16 protein-coding genes are annotated in these 17,459 nt (G+C 44.4%); 1 reads left to right on the top strand and 15 read right to left on the bottom strand.

What is annotated here, in order from left to right:
* Positions 1–15: 15 nt before the first annotated feature.
* The gene (locus ACY8D0_RS11535) at positions 16–1,368 is read right to left on the bottom strand and encodes a PDDEXK-like family protein (RefSeq protein ID WP_462410649.1); all 1,353 of its coding nucleotides are present in this window, start codon (positions 1,366–1,368) and stop codon (positions 16–18) included.
* 124 nt (positions 1,369–1,492) lie between these two features.
* On the opposite strand from ACY8D0_RS11535, the gene ACY8D0_RS11530 reads away from it, so the two are divergent.
* A complete protein-coding gene (locus tag ACY8D0_RS11530) occupies positions 1,493–1,699 on the top strand; it encodes a hypothetical protein (protein WP_462410648.1) in 207 nt (68 codons plus the stop codon).
* A 28-nt stretch (positions 1,700–1,727) separates the two neighbouring features.
* On the opposite strand, the gene ACY8D0_RS11525 is transcribed toward ACY8D0_RS11530, so the two are convergent.
* The 14 genes from ACY8D0_RS11525 to ACY8D0_RS11460 all read right to left on the bottom strand — a co-directional run bounded on the left by ACY8D0_RS11525 (position 1,728) and on the right by ACY8D0_RS11460 (position 17,304).
* The gene (locus ACY8D0_RS11525) at positions 1,728–2,966 is read right to left on the bottom strand and encodes a helix-turn-helix transcriptional regulator (protein ID WP_462410647.1); all 1,239 of its coding nucleotides are present in this window, start codon (positions 2,964–2,966) and stop codon (positions 1,728–1,730) included.
* Between the two features lie 151 nt (positions 2,967–3,117).
* A complete protein-coding gene (locus tag ACY8D0_RS11520; protein ID WP_462410646.1) occupies positions 3,118–3,450 on the bottom strand; it encodes a hypothetical protein in 333 nt (110 codons plus the stop codon).
* Between the two features lie 201 nt (positions 3,451–3,651).
* A complete protein-coding gene (locus ACY8D0_RS11515; protein WP_462410645.1) occupies positions 3,652–5,298 on the bottom strand; it encodes an Ig-like domain repeat protein in 1,647 nt (548 codons plus the stop codon).
* Between the two features lie 311 nt (positions 5,299–5,609).
* On the bottom strand, positions 5,610–6,815 hold the full coding sequence (locus ACY8D0_RS11510) for a radical SAM protein (RefSeq protein WP_462410644.1): 1,206 nt from the start codon (positions 6,813–6,815) through the stop codon (positions 5,610–5,612).
* A complete protein-coding gene (locus ACY8D0_RS11505) occupies positions 6,799–7,743 on the bottom strand; it encodes a glycosyltransferase family 2 protein (protein WP_462410643.1) in 945 nt (314 codons plus the stop codon). Before ACY8D0_RS11505 ends, ACY8D0_RS11510 begins: the two co-directional genes overlap by 17 nt.
* Positions 7,740–8,396, bottom strand: coding sequence for a class I SAM-dependent methyltransferase (locus ACY8D0_RS11500; RefSeq protein WP_462410642.1), 657 nt, complete (start codon positions 8,394–8,396; stop codon positions 7,740–7,742). Before ACY8D0_RS11500 ends, ACY8D0_RS11505 begins: the two co-directional genes overlap by 4 nt.
* Positions 8,397–8,412: 16 nt before the next feature.
* A complete protein-coding gene (locus ACY8D0_RS11495; protein ID WP_462410641.1) occupies positions 8,413–10,293 on the bottom strand; it encodes an iron-sulfur cluster assembly scaffold protein in 1,881 nt (626 codons plus the stop codon).
* Between the two features lie 20 nt (positions 10,294–10,313).
* Positions 10,314–11,522 (bottom strand): aminotransferase class V-fold PLP-dependent enzyme, encoded by a 1,209-nt coding sequence (locus tag ACY8D0_RS11490; RefSeq protein WP_462410640.1) that lies wholly within the window; start codon positions 11,520–11,522, stop codon positions 10,314–10,316.
* Between the two features lie 4 nt (positions 11,523–11,526).
* A complete protein-coding gene (locus ACY8D0_RS11485) occupies positions 11,527–12,537 on the bottom strand; it encodes a glycosyltransferase family 9 protein (protein WP_462410639.1) in 1,011 nt (336 codons plus the stop codon).
* A gap of 69 nt (positions 12,538–12,606) precedes the next feature.
* Entirely contained in the window at positions 12,607–13,305 is a 699-nt protein-coding gene (locus tag ACY8D0_RS11480; RefSeq protein WP_462410638.1) for a hypothetical protein, read from the bottom strand.
* Positions 13,299–13,967 carry a hypothetical protein gene (locus ACY8D0_RS11475; RefSeq protein ID WP_462410637.1) on the bottom strand — a complete coding sequence of 223 codons (669 nt, stop codon included), beginning with the start codon at positions 13,965–13,967 and terminating at the stop codon, positions 13,299–13,301. The genes ACY8D0_RS11480 and ACY8D0_RS11475 overlap by 7 nt, the downstream gene beginning before the upstream one ends.
* Before the next feature lie 3 nt (positions 13,968–13,970).
* Positions 13,971–14,687 carry a dTMP kinase gene (locus ACY8D0_RS11470; RefSeq protein ID WP_462410636.1) on the bottom strand — a complete coding sequence of 239 codons (717 nt, stop codon included), beginning with the start codon at positions 14,685–14,687 and terminating at the stop codon, positions 13,971–13,973.
* Positions 14,688–14,744: 57 nt separating this feature from the next.
* On the bottom strand, positions 14,745–15,845 hold the full coding sequence (locus ACY8D0_RS11465; protein WP_462410635.1) for a mevalonate kinase family protein: 1,101 nt from the start codon (positions 15,843–15,845) through the stop codon (positions 14,745–14,747).
* Positions 15,826–17,304 (bottom strand): PfkB family carbohydrate kinase, encoded by a 1,479-nt coding sequence (locus tag ACY8D0_RS11460; RefSeq protein ID WP_462410634.1) that lies wholly within the window; start codon positions 17,302–17,304, stop codon positions 15,826–15,828. Before ACY8D0_RS11460 ends, ACY8D0_RS11465 begins: the two co-directional genes overlap by 20 nt.
* Positions 17,305–17,459: the final 155 nt, after the last annotated feature.

Raw genomic sequence — 17,459 nt, 5'->3', positions numbered from 1 at the left:
AACCGTCCTTTGCCTTTACTCGTCATTTTCCTGAACGTGAATGTCGCCGTTACCCCAATACTCCTTGATGCCTTCATAAATTTCCGGAAAGTGATCTGACTTATAAGATTCATATAGTTCGTTCATTGCATTTAGGATGCTTTCTGTGTCTTGCCAGATTTTCTCCTCCACTCTCTTCTTGATCTTGATCAGCATGGTAATGTTATCAGAAAGCTTCGACTTGTTCCCAAAGACATTGGTCTGATTTTTTAAATGCTCCAGAAACCCTTTTCTGATTTCTAAATGTTCGGCGTCAAATTTGCCCACTTCCATCTTAAGGGATAAGAAGTCTTCGCCTTTATCAAATATGAACGGAACAGGAAATTCACAATAAGGCCAAGATTGATGGGTCAGCCCGGAAAAATCTGGTATCAAATGATAATCTTTTGGATAGAAGAAATAAGCGATTTTTCCGTATTTATATCGTGGCGAAAAGGTTAGCTCCGGGTGGTTCTCAATAAACCGATGAAAAGCCACTTCCGAGTAATCAACTTCGCCATTGCTCTTAATAAACTGGGAAACATCCTTGTATCGTCTGATTAGTTCCCGAATTTGGGGATTTTCTACTTTTTCAAGCTTTTCGTTTATGATTAGGTTAATGGCCTTAGAGTGTTCTTTATAGATGTCTTCACATAAGTCTACATATTCCGAATCGGAACTCGTCAACTCCTTGATAATAAGTAAATAATCTTTAATAAACTCCAGTACCTTTCCATGCATAAAAGGCTGTTGAACCGATAAGGTATCGTCAATCAGTTGATATAAATTGACATAGCTGTACATGAAGTAGCGGTTGTCGGACGGTTCATCACCGAAAAGGGTCAAGTATACTGGTAAAATACTATAATCTGGGTATTCCTCGAGAATGTGGTTTAAATAAAAGGTCAGTTGGTCCTGGCCCTCTCCAGCGTATACTTTATTCTCAATCAGCAAAATAATCTTGCTGGTATGCGACACGGCTAGTACATCGATAGACCTCTGACTGCTGCCGGTTCCAACTTTATATTCTCTGTTCACTTCCATGTCCAATAAATTGGTCAATAAAATATTGGCCTCGTTAATGTTCTCCGGCTTTTCTTTGGATTCATTATCGGATTGGGTTAAAATATCCAGAATGAATTTTTTCAAAATGGTATCCCTTAAATTGTGGTTCTCATTTGGGTCCAACAGCCACCCCAATACGTTAGAATGCCTGATTTCATAATGATTAAGCTTAAGAACCTTCAACGGGTTAAACGTATGTAGATGGGATTCCACTTTCTCCAATTGACTATTATTTACAATATAAGATGTTAGCAATTTGATTGTCTCGCTACTATTCACCTTCATCACTCCCTCTTCATTTTGAAAAACAAAATCATTTCTTATACAACTATTTATACCAGCCATCACCAACATAATAAGTCGCTGTTGGATTATACAATCAACCTATCAATCTAAAAGGAGTGATTCTATGAGCAGCTGGAGCAAAGACCAGCAAGTGTGTGCTTCCTGCATTTATTGGGCAGGCCGCAGAGAGGTTGATTTCACTGGTTTCCATTTTTACGCTCTTGACCCAACAGGCACCTGCCAGAAACCGTTCGGACCGTTCCGCTCACATCCAATGGGCGAGGGCTCCTATTGTCCGGAATGGGAAACCTTTGATGAGGACAATGGTTAGCTTTTCTCAAACTACCTGAGCCCCTCGTTTAAACTCTTGAGGGAGCAAAATACATCCCGTGCATTTCCGCAATAAGCTCTTTTACCTCTTCACGCAGCTCGGCCGGCTCCAGCACCTCAACTGCCGGCCCCTGCTGCAGGACCCAAAGCTTAATGCCCATGTACCCCATGACCTCCAGACGGGCTTCCACCCAATCATTTTCACCAATGCCACTGATGATTACCTCAGGGAAATTTCGTTTTAAAAAGTCCACGTTCGACTTTCTAATCTTCAATTTAACTTTTACCACGTCGCCGGCGTACATATAAAAGGCCTTCTGGGCATACTCTCCAATCTTCATGTTATCCGTCTGTCGATGGGTCTTCTCATTTGTCATCTCGCAATCTCCCATCCGGTCCAGCTGAAAAACATATGGCTCTTGGTCCTCCAACCCTTTCAGCCTGGCATGCAGATAAAACTTCCGGTCATGATAGGTAATCGTGAACGGGGCCGCCTCCCGCTCCTTCGTTTCCCCTTTATTGTTGGTATATGCGAATTTAAGGTACCGCTTTTGGGTAATCGCTTCAAAGCATGTGTAAAACAAGTCAAACAGGTTGTTCTCTTGGACCGGCTTGTAATAATAAAGATAACTTTGGAAAAACTCCCTGATTTTGATTTGCTCGGCTCTTGAAAAAAGCCGGATTATTTTTTCTGAAAAAGTCTTGAGCTCCTCCTTATTGAGGGCACGCGTCCCATAAAGGAACAGAAGGACAATCAGGGCATCATGAATGGAAAAATAGTCGCCCTTCTCGGTCAATTCATAGCCCTTTTTGGAACGCACATAGTCGATATCCTGATTGGTATACTGGAAAAACTCCCGGAGCGCCTTGATATCCCGCTGAATTTGCGTGCTTTTTACTTTAAACTCCTGAATTGCCTGCTGGACATTGATGGTTTCATTCCGCTCCAACCGATTCAGAATTTCTAACAATCGCTGCTGGGCGTTATAACCTTTAGCCTTTGCGGTGCCTCCCATCCTTTTTTTCGCCTCCATGACCAAATCAAAAAAGGCAGAGTCCACATAATCGGTCTCATATTGGTCCCATTGATGGGATTCCAATAAAGCCAACGCCTCATTCCAGGTAAACACCTTTTCAGAAGTTGCCACTTCCCCGTTTCCAGCCGAAACCTCTAGCCAATATTCGCTCTTCCTTTGGACAGAATCCACATAAAGAGTGATGGATTGCTTATTTTTTCTGAATCGGCAGACCTTATAAGCATTTGTCATCTTTTCAACCCCTCCCCAGCATTCTCATTTTATGACTGGTCTAAAATCAAGAGATTCCTAACCTCAAGAAGTGTATTGCCTGTTATTTATTCATGAAAAAAGCAGGAAGATTTCTCTCCCCGCCAAAGTAAGACAGAAAAGGGTATCCAGTTTACAGCTTTTTATAAGATATGGATGCCTGGCTGCCAAAGCCCTTTAGTAGTTCCTCTTCCATTTCTTTCAATCTATTAAAAGTAGCCTGGTCCACCTCTTTGCCTTCAAATCTCTGTCTTTGCTTGCCACTTTCCTCAATCGTCTCCCAGGAATCTGGTTTATACGCACAAACAACCTGTTGGTCTAGAATTCCGATTACATATTCAACTGCGCAGGCCCGGTCTTTATTGGCTCTCCAATTCCCACGGGTCGCTTCGTAATAATCTTTACCATCCTTGTGAACGGCATTATGTATTTTCACAGCTAAAACTTCTTTGTTCGGTTTATCCATCTTACACCCCTAAAACTTTTTTACTATTATCTTACATTATTTATTAGGCTTTTGGCCTATCACCATTCCATATTTTTAAAAATTTTTACACTTCCTCGTTTCAGATTCAAAGCTCTAAAGGGATGATTATGCCCACTGTCCCTAACACCCCCAAGTAAAAAAAGAGCCAGGCCCTATCAGACCTGGTCTATAAAATATAATCTACTTATTAAACTGCAACCCCCGGCGGTGCACAAAAAACATCCCTAATCCACTCAAAACAACTAATCCTCCCACAACCAAGAGATTATAGGTGTTAGTCGCAGTCTTAGGAAGGGTTTTTCCCGCATCTTGCGTATTAGTAGATGCTGCTGTTGTGCTAACAGTATTTGCAGCTAATGTTGTGGAGCTGGAATTTGTAGTCGAAACAACCGTACTCGAAGCACCACCATTTCCAGCACTAGCCACCTCGAAGATACCATATGTGCTGAAATGATAGATTTTAGCGACCACTTCCCCAGTCTCTTTATTAACACTGACAATCTGGTCTTTGTAGCTGATAGCTTTTCCATTATCGTCGATATAGCGGAGCTCGATGTTATCCCAGTTTTTAACCTTGGATGGGTCTACGTTAAACGTAACTGTAAAAGGTTCTGCAAACTGACCGCTATATTTCTTTGAATCAACGAGAATATCAAAATCCAATACCGCACTCAGTGCATCTGAATAATTGGCAGTCACATCATGAATATCAATTTGCACATCCTGATTGGCGGCAATCCTTTTTAATTCACTTACTGGAATCGATAATTGAGTACCTGATTTGGAAAGAAGGATCGGATTGTCCTCATTTAGTGAATTTAGAAGCGCAGTAGAAAAAGTTGTATGATCCGCATTTTCGACTACCACGTTTTGGCCTTTTAAACCGTCCAGCTTTTCTTTTGCCTCTGCTTTTACCTCATCCGATGTATAGTAAGAATCCATCAATAATTGGTATACATCCCTTGCCTTAATGGTATTCATCGTTTCTGCCTCTTGAAGCAGGGTTTTGGCAATTTTATCAACATATGTACTTAAAAAGGAATCTTCCCCAAATAAATCATAGGCACCGTTCAGATAAACAATCGTTTTGTATAGATCACCATTAATGGTTGCTGTTGTTTCGGTCGACTTTGTATTGCCTGCCTCATCAGTAGCTTCTAACTCAATTCGCCACTCGCCTGGCAAGACATAATCATCAATATTTCCAAAGCGGTCCAAGTTAACGTTCCTTGAACCAATCCAGCGTCCTTGGTTTTCATCATAGGTTAAATCGATATTATAGCCGATACTACCTTCTGGTGAATAGACCCAGCTTCTGACTGAAAATAGTCCCGAATAGGCGTCTAAGACATCTGCCTTTACAATAAGTTGACTATTATCCTCACTGGTGGAGAGTTCAATATTTTTTAACACCGGTGAATCCAAATCGGCATTGGGGTTACTTTTCACCACGAAGGATTGATCAGCGTAGTCATAATTTCCATTAGCATCTTCTGCTTCTACCTGAACAAAAAATTCCCCTGACACTTCATAGGATCTGATTTCATAGGTTCCAATCCACGCATCCTCATTCTGATTATAAGAAAAATGGACTTCAAATCCCCGATTCTTAGGCGTTCCAACAAAACCCGTTAGCTTGGTCACTTCGGTTGAAGCGTCAGCTAGCTTTACCTTAACAGTGATATTCTCCCCTGCCGATAATTCTCCAGGAGTGACCTCCACACTATCAATAACCGGACCTGCAGCCTCTGCTTTAGCATAGGTTAAAGGTGTTGCCAGTATGGAAGAAAAAAGAAACAAACAAACTACTAGTAGAAACTTCCTCAAAACACATCCCCCTTTTGGACTATTTTACCATCACTTATTATAGTAATATTTCTGAATTATTACTATAGTCATAGTGAAAAATAATTTGAAGCTGGTGTAACAAGCGAAAGGTTCTTGTCCTTTAAAAATTAGCAACGAAGCATTTCATTATGTCACGAATAAAAGAATGGAGGAGTTGTTTTGTACGTAAGAAGGGATTGCCCTTAGTCAGGAGGGACTAAGGGCCGAAATAGCGGGCGTCAATTTCAAGGATACATAAAAAAAGGCGGTTCTCATGGTTTTGAGCCATAAGAACCGTCTCCATAGTTCAACTAGTCCAATCTGCCTGCAAAGGCTTCATTACTGAGGCTGGTGCGCAGGGCCTTTTGGCAGTAGTACGGGTCAAAGTTATGCTCTTTGTAGATGCTAGCTAGTTGGGTAAAAAAGTAGATCACCTCTTCCTTGGTTGGGACCGAACAATCGAGCCGGTTTCCTTTGTCCAAGTGGAGGACGTTCGCTCCTGCAACAATTCCTTTTTGGGCCAAGCTTTCACATACCTCCAGCAGCTTGTCGACCGGTTCCAAGCCAAAGACAAAGTTGGTCCATACTTTCCCGGCACCAAACACCTCCACTGCCGCTTCTAATCGGTCCGTAAAATACCCCTGGCCTAAACCGCTTTTCCCTGGACAATACTTAGAAAACCAAGGTTCATTGGCCACCTCCAGATTGAAAACCACGACATCAATCCCGGCATTTTTCATTTTTGCCAATCGCCCGAAATCCTTTGGCGGAGTCATCACGGCCACAAGGCCCTCAACCGCTCTGTCCTTCAACAAATCCTTGATGTTTTCCGCAATTTCGCAGTAAATATCGGCCTGGAAATCCAAGCTGTCATCGGATAAATTCCCGGAAATCATGATTAAATGAACATGTTCCTCATAACATTCATCCTTAAGAGCAAAAGTGATGGAGGCCTGTAAATTCGCCAGGTAACTCTGCTTATTTTGCTCCCATACCAACGGATTTTGGCTGATGGTAAACGCGGTAAACAAATCGGTTTCGTTTTCATTGGCCACTGTATTTACGCCGCAGAATTTACATCCTTTGGAGATGCCGCAGCCCTTCCAAGGCAGGATGTTCATCTCGTCATAGCCACAAGCTGAGATATATTTTTTCATCAGGTCGCCATTTTCCAACTGCCTACTGTAGTATCCAGGCTCTTTCACATATCGGATCGTTACATCCGAAAATGGCACCCCCTCAATCAAGGCCAGCAATTGATCTTCCCCATCGGCATCAATTGTAACTGGCTCCCTCTGTCCATTCGGCGCGACACAGGAAACAACTGTCGTATAGCCATCGAGTCCTTCAATAAATAACTCCTGCGGCCTCGATGCTTGGGCATCCAATGGCATGTTGTACACCAAATTCTGTCCCTTGGCCCCGTCCTTTGCGGCCTTCACCAAGGCGTTCTCGGTAAAGACTACACCTCTTGTTAAAATTTCAACCTTCAATAATGTCTCACTTTTTATCATCATGTTTACCCCTTTTTATACAGTAAATCCATCTCATATGAAAAACCGGAAAAACAAACGGATACAGCAGGGAATACCCCGCCAAACGAACCTGCCCGCCCGTTAAAATCAAGGCCTGCAGCAAAACATAAACTGCCGTTAAGGCCGGATGAACCATGGCCAGCAGCACCATCACAAGCCAGTTCACCAGCCAAAGGCCATGGTAACTAAACCCGTGTATCCAAACTAACCTCCTCGAGGCCGGTTCGTCCACTCCGTCTATAATCGTGGAAAACCCTTTCGCCCAACGGCTTCGCTGCTTCCACAATCCACCAAATGAATCGTTCGGCTGCTCATAGCCCACTATTTTAGCAGAAAGATAGGTTTTAAGATCATCAAAATGCTGATTGACGTACAAACCTAAAGCCAAATCATCCAAGAAGGTATCGACAGCGGGCAATTTCCCGCTAAAGGTGGCTCTTTTCAGCATAAAACATTGTCCGGGAATACTGATGCCGTATCCCCATTTCCAAAGGATTGGCCGGATCCAATTATGAGATAATAATTTATCCACTGCGACCAATCTGGAGACAAAATTCGGCTTGGGACGGGCCATGATTTTGCACCAGCCAATATCCGCATTCCGTTCCACCATCGTCCGTGCGAACTCGACTAAATGATCCAGATCCGCCTTAATATCATTATCCACACTCAGGTAATAACAGGAATCATCGTGCTCGAGCAGGTACAATATTTTTTTATACTTCGTGCCTTCCATATGGATTTGCTGCACTTCAAAATTGGCCTCGCTTGGGATTGCTACCTCAGCCTCTGAAAATAAAATAAACTTAAAGTCCCCAAATTCTTGTTGCAGGGCATTGCCCATTTCCAAAAATTCTTCGGTAAATGTCTCCGTTTTTCTTGTATAAGTAACTAAACCAACTTTTTTCATAGCACGGTCTCCCCACGTTTCACCACTACTAGTGTTTTGGGAAAGTTTTCTGTTCCTTTGCGGCGATCATTCGGCACCGGAATAAATTTGCCTGTGATAAACCCTGCTGCTCGAACCACCCGGTCTACTTCCTCTCGGGTATAGATGGCCGGACAATCCTCATACCATTCATGCTGGGCGGCATAATATTCTTCCCAATAACCGCGAAACTCACGTTTGGCCGCTTCATCCATGGCGATTCGGTCTAAGATTATGACCACACCCCCCTCATCCAAAAGCGAGAGCGCTTTGGTCAAGTGTCGGGAAAAATCCACATGGTGAAGATAAAAAGACATGGTAATCACATCAAACCTGACGTCTGTTTGCCAATCCATAAAATCCGTGCAAATCAGTTGAATGTTCTTATTTTCAAACAGCTGCATCGAATGCTCGTATAAAGCCTCCGATTTCTCTACACCATAGGCCTCCAGACGATAGGGGGCATTAAGTACTTTTGATAAAAGCTGACCTGATCCATAACCGACGTCCAATAGGCACTTTGAGTCCTGTAATGGGAGATGGCCCAGTAGAAAATCAGAGTCATTTTGAATATTATGTTTGTCCACGTGTTGTAAATACGTAATCGCATCCTCGTGATCAATAGCATCTGCCATCCTGTAACACTCCCTTTTAATAAAGCCAAAGATCTGGTCTTGCCTGCATGATATATTCCTGGTTTAAGCCATCCGCATCTAAATCCAGGATGGCCAATACATTCGAAACCTGTTCTGTCACTTTTAAACGGTCGTTGGACTGATTGCGGTCGGCCTGAGAAATGAACACCCCAAATCGGGTAATCAACAGGTTGGTTCCATATTTATAAAGGCAATCTTTAACCACTTCTTCCACACCTTCAAATTGGGCAATGGACTGCAAATTGACCATCTGTTTAAAGAGTACTGCTGGATACAGATAGGTACGGATATTCTTGTAAGGATGAATGGTGGAATAAACTCGAGCAGGAATTCCTTTATTTTCCTTCCCCAAACTCATGTTCATCGTTTCCTGCCATCCCTTTATTATGCCACTAACTTTCATCGATCGGATTGCCGTATCGTGAAACTTAAACCAAAAGTGTTGTTTCCGGGAATACGGCCATGTTTTGCCATGCAGCTTGTGAATCAACCGGTTCCTAAAAGATTGATAGTGTTGGAGCTCAACGTCCGGCAGGTCAAAGTGCCGGTTGATAAAGTCCATTAACACGTAAAAATAGAGCTGCAGTTCATTGACTTCGATCAAACCTGCTAATATCTGAAAATCAAGTTGCCCTGATTTTAATATGTAATAGATATCATTGATATCCTTCATGTAAACTTTCTCATGTTTAAAAATATGACAAAGCGTTATCACAAATTGTTCTTCAACACTGACAATGTTTTGCTCATTTAATTTGACAATTCCGGTCCTTCCTAATGGAAACCCGCCCAAATTGATATCGACGACCACTTGAAACGCATCCTGGATGATTTTCTCCACATGCAAATGACCGGTCAGTGTTTCGCTTCCGTTCGCATCATCGACAATTTTAAAAGAAAACGGCACCGAACCGCCGGCAACAAATTTAAACCCTTCCACATTGATCAAGTAGTGAATGAACTCGGCCCCATCGGAAAAATCACTGGCGACATAATCATAATCCAGGAAGGTCCGGTAATGTCCCTCGTCATAGAACTCTGCTGTCCTGGCCCCTTTTACCGTGGATATCGCCCACTTGTTTTGATGAATCGTTTGATTAATTTTTCGAATCTGGGCACCGGTAACGATTTGGGCGGCGATCTGCCGTTTGGCCAACTGCACAGCCGGGTTACGGATTGTTCCGCCCCTGGTCTGCATTACATTATTATGGTATAGCATCGGCAGCCGCAGCTTCTTCACCTTTTGGAACAACGCCTTGTCCATGCTATTCATCACATCGGCTAATTCCTCTGCCTCCCTCTCGGTTAACACGGATTTACCAAGCCGCTGCAACTTCATCTCGAGCATATCATCCAATGAACGGACCTCGGAAAGGAGCTGCCGTAAGGATGTTTTTTTGTCATGACTTTGGCCTTGCTTTTCCTCTTCCTCGACACTCCAGTTCATCGCAAACGAGCTGACACAGGCGTCACAGGCCAATAGCCCCGCAGAAGGAACGATGTCACACTGGGGACTATAAGAAATGACCGCCTCATGGAGCAGTTTGATCGGGGTGCGGATGCACAAATACCTTTCTGCCGGCACCTTCCTAATCCAGTCAGCATCACCATACTCTCCGTCTAAAAGCTTGGATGTAACATCCGCAATCGCAGCCGGGTCTTTGCCATATAACTGATCCGTTAAAAATTGTCCCATGGCGGTGCAGACACTGCAGCCGTCAGAGGCAAATACAAACAAGCATTGCTGGCCGGCAACTGACAGGGACAGCTTCACTTTGTCGCCGCAAGCCAGTCCTTCCGACTCGACAATGACGTCGGGCGCAATCATCACTGGTCTGGTATTTTTTTTAAAAGCAAACTGTTGCTTCACTACCATCTTTTATCCATCTCTTTCTACTAAAATGCGGATCCGAGTTCACGAAGGATATGAATGAAGTAGTCGACATCCTCGTCGGTAACCCCGATTCCCCAGGACAACCGGTTTAAACTCACCTTGTTCAGTTCCCTTAGTGTATTCTGTGAACACATATGACCGGTTCGGATGAGGATGTTCCGCCTGCTCAACTCCGCCTCCAGGTCATGCGAATGGAGTTTGTGAAAATCGAACGATACCAGGGCATGGGAATGCTCCGCCCCATTCGGGACCAATTCCAGTGTATCCAGGTCCTCCAACGCGGTGGTCAGGCTGCGATAAATGGAAGCATTTCGTGCCTCAATGGAAGCTGACCCGATTTCCTCGATAAAATCACAGGCTTTACTCCATGCATAAGCCAGTCCCACATCAAACGTCCCAGCTTCAAATTTTTGATGGCCGTCCGCCCATTCCTTTTTATGGCCGCCTGCACTCCACACCATTCCGCCTCCATACATAAACGGCTCCAGCTGCGGTACCCATTTCTTTTTTAAGAAGAGTCCTCCAATGCTTTTCGGTCCATACATTTTATGGGCGGACAGCGCATAGGCATCTGCTTGATATTCACTCAAAGATATCTGTTGGTGGGCTGCAGCTTGGGAGATATCTAAAATTAACGGTGCCTTCTCCTGGTCAGCAAATGCTTTAATCCGTTGATAATCCAGTTGATGGCCGGTCACATTGGAAATAAGCGACATACTGACCACCTTGACATTTTTCCCTGATAATGAACCGAGCAGCTCATATTCCAGACCCCCATCCTCCTTGAGCGGCAGCTGAACAATAATCGCTCCGGTTTCCTCAGCCACTTTTTGCCACGGCAGGAGGTTGCTATGATGCTCAAGTGACGACAACAGGATGATATCGCCCTCGGCCAGCTGGGAGGAAAATCCTTTGGCTGCGATATTCAGCGACTCGGTTGCATTTTTTGTGAAAATAAGCTCATAGTCGGGACCTGCTTGGAAAAATTCGCCCACTCTCGTTCTACTCTGTTCTAAATAATCAAGTGCTGTCACCCCCAGCCAACTGCGATTCCGGTTGGCTGATAATCCAATCTCTGTTTGATACTTGACCCAAGCATCGACAACCGAATCCGGCATAAAGGTTGTTGCGGCATAGTCGAAATAAACCAGATTCGGTTGGTTCCGGTAAACACTGAATAACTTTTTTCGTTCATCCGTAGTAGTTGCCATATGATTATCCTTCCATCTCATTCAACACGTCAGTGATTTCTTTCATGACCGTTTCGGCCGTTAGCCCGTTAAGGCACTGGTGGCCATTCTCGCATAGTCCGCTCCACACATCGTCACAGCCGCATGGAACGCCTGAGGTAATCCCTTTGCCAGCTCCATACTTCCATACCGAGTTAACCGCAGCGGAAGTCGGGCCGCAAATGGTAAAGGCCGGAACCTGTTTCCAAGCGGCGATATGCAGAGCGGCCGAATCATTGCCAACCACATAGCGGCAATGTTTAAAAATATCCAGATATTGTTCCCAGCCGGTCACGACTTCGATTTTGATCGTGTCCGATTCTAATGGACTGAATGTGGCCAATAAATCGGTCTCTTCAGGACCGAGCAGCACTCTAACCTGGTCAGATACAGCGATTCGCTTGATCAATTCAAGGTAATGCCCTGAATCCCAACGCTTTAAAATCCCTTTTTCACTGCTTCCGGGGATGACAGCCACCTGATTTTTCCGATAATCTTTAAAAGGCTTGCCCAATACCGGGTCCAGCCTGCCAAAGTACGTTTCAGCAATGACAAAATGCCGTTCCATGCGGTTGATTTCCCGCTCGTGGATGTCGGCAATCGTATTGTAAAAAAGATGCGCCCCATCTTTTGCCGTAGGCTTGGAACGGCCCACCCGTACCGGAATTTCACAAAGGCTCCCAAACACGCTGCTTTGAAACACCCCGTGCAAATCAAGGTACACATCATAATGTTTGTTTCTGACCTGGTAAACCGTTTCAGCCAATGGTTCACAATTGCAAATTCTTGTGTTGTCGACATGGTCATCAATCGGCATCAGCCTGGGCTGTACAATCACCTCATCAATATCGGGGCATAATTGGCAAGTTGCCTCCATCTCCGGCAAGCACGTAAACCCGATAAAACACCCGGGATGTGCCGCTTTAAGCGCCTCTATCAGGGGAAATGTCCGGATGATATCCCCGTGATTACGCAACTGGCAAATTAAAATCTTCACACTTACTCTCCCTTCTGAGAAAAAGTAGATAAAATGGGCTGCCTGCATTATGTTATCCGTTCAAACAATTTACGTCGGCCCCAGCTGTTGAAGGACTCCTTGAGTGATGTTTTTAAAAGCATGCAACTGCTCCGGATGAAGCAAATCCGTCAGCACCTCATACGAATCATTTAGCTTTTGTTTCACTTGGCCCAGGCCGATCTCCTTCAGCACAGCAGCATTGACGTTCTTATTTTTTAAAGAGTATTCAGATAATTTTGTTACCACATGATAATGGTTAAGCGTCTTATCAGGCGAGTGCCCTCTTAAATCCTTTTCGGCTATCTTGCGAATACGGTCATACCATAATTCAGAAGGATCCATAATCTGAACCGTCCGGTCGAGTGGAGCAAAAACAGCTGAATGATGATGCGGCAGCTTGTTCACTAGTAAAATATCAATTTTTAAAAATAGCTCCTCCCCCGCTTTGAAAAACAAAGTTAATACGTCTTGGCCAAAGCTATTTTGATTGAGATAAATAAAATCCGCATCCTGCCATATTTCGGAATAGATGGCTTCGGTGTCCCCGGCATCCATTGCCAAGTCAATATCTTTCAATGGATACTCGACATCACCAGTATTCAATATGTAGCAAAGGCCGCCCCGGACCACATACTCAAATTGGTCGGTCAACTTATAGAGTACCGTTAACATACGTTCCGGAATGGATGGATAGCTAAAGCGCTGCAAAGGATATTGATGTTTATCATAAAACCGGTGATCTAACATTTCCATTCCTCCAAATTCAACAGAAGGCTGTGAATCGCAATATTGCCGAGATTCGGTGTATGGAATGCCTTAATGACACCCGGATACAATAAGTCCTCCCTTTTCACCTGATAGGAAGTCATGGAAGGACGAAGCTGCAGCTGTGCCCTTCTGGCAATCGCCGCCAAACTGCATGTGCTGTTCGGTCCTTTCGCTACCCAAAGCAGAACGGCCGGCTCCCCCCAGGAATGGGTTTTTTCATTTAACGCGGACCGTAAGGATTCAAACCAGGCTTGGCCGCCATACAAACAGGCATGGAGGACCTCATTAAAGAGTAACTTCTCACGTTTTTCCACCACAAAGCCATACTGTGCCAGATAGTCATGGAGCTGGAATTCCTCATGAAGGGCAAACGGAAAGACCAGCATCGGCCAGCGCGCCGGAACAGCCTCACCCAAGGAGTTGGGAATACTGATTTCCCCCAGCAGCGTCCATAAATAGGTATGAAATTCGTTTGGCAGCTGCGTGACATCATAAGGCATATCCTGATAGATGGCCTTCAGCTTGTCCAGATCCTCTTCTACTTGCTTGGCGGATGTGCATTTACCAGTCAAGAGCTCCAGTGCCTTCGTCGACACATCCAAATCCAGTAAAAACTTTGCTGTTTCCCCCATAATCGTCATCCTTTAACCCTCCATATAGTGGGAGATAATTTCCTTGATTCTGTTCGTTACCGTATCCCGATCGGAGTGAGCATTAATGTAATGAACCGGTATTTCATGGTTAAACCGCTCGATATACTTCTCGAGCAACACCCTGTCACTTACCATACTTTCCATTCGATCCATTTCCCGCAGTGGACCCCGATTCCGTTTCACGACCCGATGATGCGCTTCATCGGCGGGAACTTCCAGAAAAATGATGGCTGTCGGCCGGACAAATCCCTGAAGCACTCTCGAAATTTCGTCCCACGCCCCTTCGAAATCCCCGCATGTTTCCATATACGCCCCAATGTTATAGTAAAAAGTCGACAAGATCCCTCGTGACATCAAGATAAAATCCGCGTTTTCCTGCTTCGCTTTTTGCAGGGCCAACTGGAAATCAATCGAAATAAACAAGGGATTCATCCATGGGGCTTCCACACGGATTTTTTCCCAGCGCTCTTGGTCGCCATATACGGACCGCAGCATCATCCCAATGACAGAATCTGTTGGCAGCTCAATGAAATACGGTTTCCCAAACTGTTCTCCCAGTTCCTGGGTTGCTTTGATAATCTGCGTAGTTTTCCCGGCACCCGGCAGCCCCTCAATCGAAAAAATCGGCGGGTAATCATCATCCAGCCTAAACGGTTTATCCTCGAGAACAGCCTTTGCCATGGTATAAATTGCTTTAATGTCATTCATATTTCGGTCCCCTTCTTAGTAATGAGTTCCCCTAAAGCCGTTGGAATTCCATCCATATCACCTGATAAAACCTGCAGCAGCCAGTTGTTTTGTCTCTGAAGGCCGGGTGGAAACCAGGAAGGTTTCATAGCCATATTTTCTCTGGATGTACGATTCCACCATGGCAGTGTCTGCTTCACTCTTTAATAAAAATTGGGCGCTGCCATCTCCCTGTGAGCCGACCCCTTTTCCGCCATGGACAAACGGCTGGAGGAAAGGGTCTGCCAAGAGTTCATGCAACCGTTTCGCCTCTAACTCGACAGGAGAAAGGATGGCCACATAGCGGTCGAAAATCTGCTGGGCCTGACCCATCAAACGACCAATCTCTTCAATGTTCCCTTCTTTTAATGCGGCTGCGGCCTGTTGAACCATTTGCAGGTTGATTTTGCCTAGAGCATCATGCAAATGTTCATCCTGTTGATCGGCCGGATAAGGATAGTGGCTGTTTAAATCCGCTAAAATCTTCCTTGTATCCTTTTTCCCCTGCAAATCAACAATCAATATGTTCAAATCGATATCTGTATCAATCTCTTCGATAAAAACTTCATTTCTAACAAACTTCATGTTTACTAGTTTATTTCCACATGCACAAACTTGGTCCATTTTACCGCATTGTGACCCAATATCCCGTTCGGCTTGCCAGGCTAATTGCATTTCCTTTTCCACCGGCAAGTGCAGCTGATACAATTGGTTGGCAGCACGAATGACCGCCATACAGATGGCGGCACTGGAAGACAGGCCCTTCTTGATCGGCAAATCAATTTTATAACACTCCATCTCTAGTCCATCAATATCATAAAGTTCCTTGAGTATCCTCACCGTGGACACCACATACCGGCCCAAATCTGTTTTATTCATCTCCTCCTGCAATGGATTGAGATCCATACTGCATTCAATAAAAATTGGCAGCTTCTCTAGAGTACAATGGTAAATCAGGCGGTTACTTTTTCTGGCCTTCAGATAGATTCCTTTATTAAGCCCTAATACAAGAGCCGCACCGTCACTGATTTTTGGATTTTCCGTCTGATAGGAGGAGGCCCAGTCACTGTGTTCTCCCAAAATACACAAACGTCCGGGCATAAAAACGTCAATTGTTGCTTCATTCCATGTTGTCTCCATTTTTTTCGATAATCCTCTGTATGGTATTTGTTGTCGATAGGTTTTCCAATTTTTTCACAAAAACGGCCCGTTTGGCGAAAGGAGCTTCCGGAAGAGGCAGGTGCTTATACTCATCCCCTTTCACGTAAACATCGGGACGAATTTCATCGATTAAGCCTACGGCTGTGTCCTCATCAAAAATAATGAGACAATCGATCATCTCGAGACAGGCCAAGATTTCGCTTCTTTCCCTTTGGCTGTGAATCGGCCGGTTGTCCCCTTTGATACGTCTAATTGACGCATCAGAATTCAAGCCTACCACAAGCCTATCCCCTTGTTTTTTTGCTTCCCTGAGCAAATGAATATGCCCTGGGTGCAGCAGGTCAAAGCAGCCATTGGTAAACACAATCGTAAGACCTTGCCTTTTCCAGCTCTCAACGAGTGCTGTACCATATTGCCGATGAATGATTTTATTAAGGAAATGCCGGCTTCGATGATACAAATAACTCTCGGAAAGTAGGCGCTCCCTGGTCAACACCAGCGTTTCTTCATGCAATACGGCGGTTCTCCCGGCAATATTCATGACATTGGCAAAGGCATCTATATTCTTATGATTCAGACAATTAGAAGCAAACACAGCCAAAACAGTATCTCCGGCTCCTGTCACATTCACTGGATAAACCCCTGACATCTTGTCTTCAACCAATTGATCGTTTTCTATGTATAATAACCCTTCCGCTCCCATGGTGATCAACAGCCCTTTGGCTGACAGCTCTTCAACAGCCTGTTGACCCATCTCTCGGAGATTTCCTGAACAAGGAATAGGTATTGACCCAGCCAGCTTGAGAAATTCAGCTCTGTTGACAACATAATAATCGGCCCCCCTGAACTTTTTCCAGGTATCGTTTCGTGACGAGACAATAACGGGAATACCTAGTCCATTGGCGTGTTCAATCACGTACTGGCAAACAGCTTCACTGCAAGCACCATAATCGTAATCAGCGATGACAATCAGGTTGTAGTGCTCCCAGTTGAGATTCCTCAATGGGTCAAACTCGGTTATACTGATATCGTGTTTCTTGCATTGGTCGAGCCTATACAATTGCTGGTCGGCCACATAGATTCTTTCTTTTAAAAGGGTGGCCCTGTTAGATGGAAGAAGATGCTCCGTGCCAATCTTGTATTGGCTTAATAATAACTTGAGCTTATCTGAATCCCCATCGACTCCGATTGGTCCAATAAGGGAAACTTCTTCCACGAAACTTTTCAAATTGGCCGCTACATTGGCGGCTCCTCCGAGACAGTATTCCCGTCTTTGGATGTCAATCGTAGGGACGGCTACCCCGGTCGATGTACGATCAATCTGGCCATAGGTATATTTATCTAGGATAATATCACCGATGACTAGTGCTTTAATGTTATTTCCAAGTAATGAGATATCGGCTGCTCTTTCAAAATCGTTGTAATTAAAATATACCACTGCACGCCTCCGGGTAAATTCTCCTAAATTATTTATCTATTAATAGTTATACCATTATTTTTTTAAAATAACATTGTATTTCAGGTGTAAATTCAGATCCTTTTTCCTAATATACTCTGTCCCTGATTCAAGCATAAAGGGACGAAAGAACGGCG

It is taken from the genome of Neobacillus camarae, assembly GCF_054950115.1.
Note: the sequence above shows the minus strand (reverse complement) of the source record. Positions and strands in the feature narration are given on the sequence as shown.

Coding starts and splice junctions, on each gene's coding strand:
- ACY8D0_RS11535 (WP_462410649.1), bottom strand. CDS start 1,368: ATGAAGGTGAATAGTAGCGAGACAATCAAATTGCTAACATCTTATATT.
- ACY8D0_RS11530 (WP_462410648.1), top strand. CDS start 1,493: ATGAGCAGCTGGAGCAAAGACCAGCAAGTGTGTGCTTCCTGCATTTAT.
- ACY8D0_RS11525 (WP_462410647.1), bottom strand. CDS start 2,966: ATGACAAATGCTTATAAGGTCTGCCGATTCAGAAAAAATAAGCAATCC.
- ACY8D0_RS11520 (WP_462410646.1), bottom strand. CDS start 3,450: ATGGATAAACCGAACAAAGAAGTTTTAGCTGTGAAAATACATAATGCC.
- ACY8D0_RS11510 (WP_462410644.1), bottom strand. CDS start 6,815: ATGATGATAAAAAGTGAGACATTATTGAAGGTTGAAATTTTAACAAGA.
- ACY8D0_RS11505 (WP_462410643.1), bottom strand. CDS start 7,743: ATGAAAAAAGTTGGTTTAGTTACTTATACAAGAAAAACGGAGACATTT.
- ACY8D0_RS11500 (WP_462410642.1), bottom strand. CDS start 8,396: ATGGCAGATGCTATTGATCACGAGGATGCGATTACGTATTTACAACAC.
- ACY8D0_RS11495 (WP_462410641.1), bottom strand. CDS start 10,293: ATGGTAGTGAAGCAACAGTTTGCTTTTAAAAAAAATACCAGACCAGTG.
- ACY8D0_RS11490 (WP_462410640.1), bottom strand. CDS start 11,522: ATGGCAACTACTACGGATGAACGAAAAAAGTTATTCAGTGTTTACCGG.
- ACY8D0_RS11480 (WP_462410638.1), bottom strand. CDS start 13,305: ATGTTAGATCACCGGTTTTATGATAAACATCAATATCCTTTGCAGCGC.
- ACY8D0_RS11475 (WP_462410637.1), bottom strand. CDS start 13,967: ATGACGATTATGGGGGAAACAGCAAAGTTTTTACTGGATTTGGATGTG.
- ACY8D0_RS11470 (WP_462410636.1), bottom strand. CDS start 14,687: ATGAATGACATTAAAGCAATTTATACCATGGCAAAGGCTGTTCTCGAG.
- ACY8D0_RS11465 (WP_462410635.1), bottom strand. CDS start 15,845: ATGGAGACAACATGGAATGAAGCAACAATTGACGTTTTTATGCCCGGA.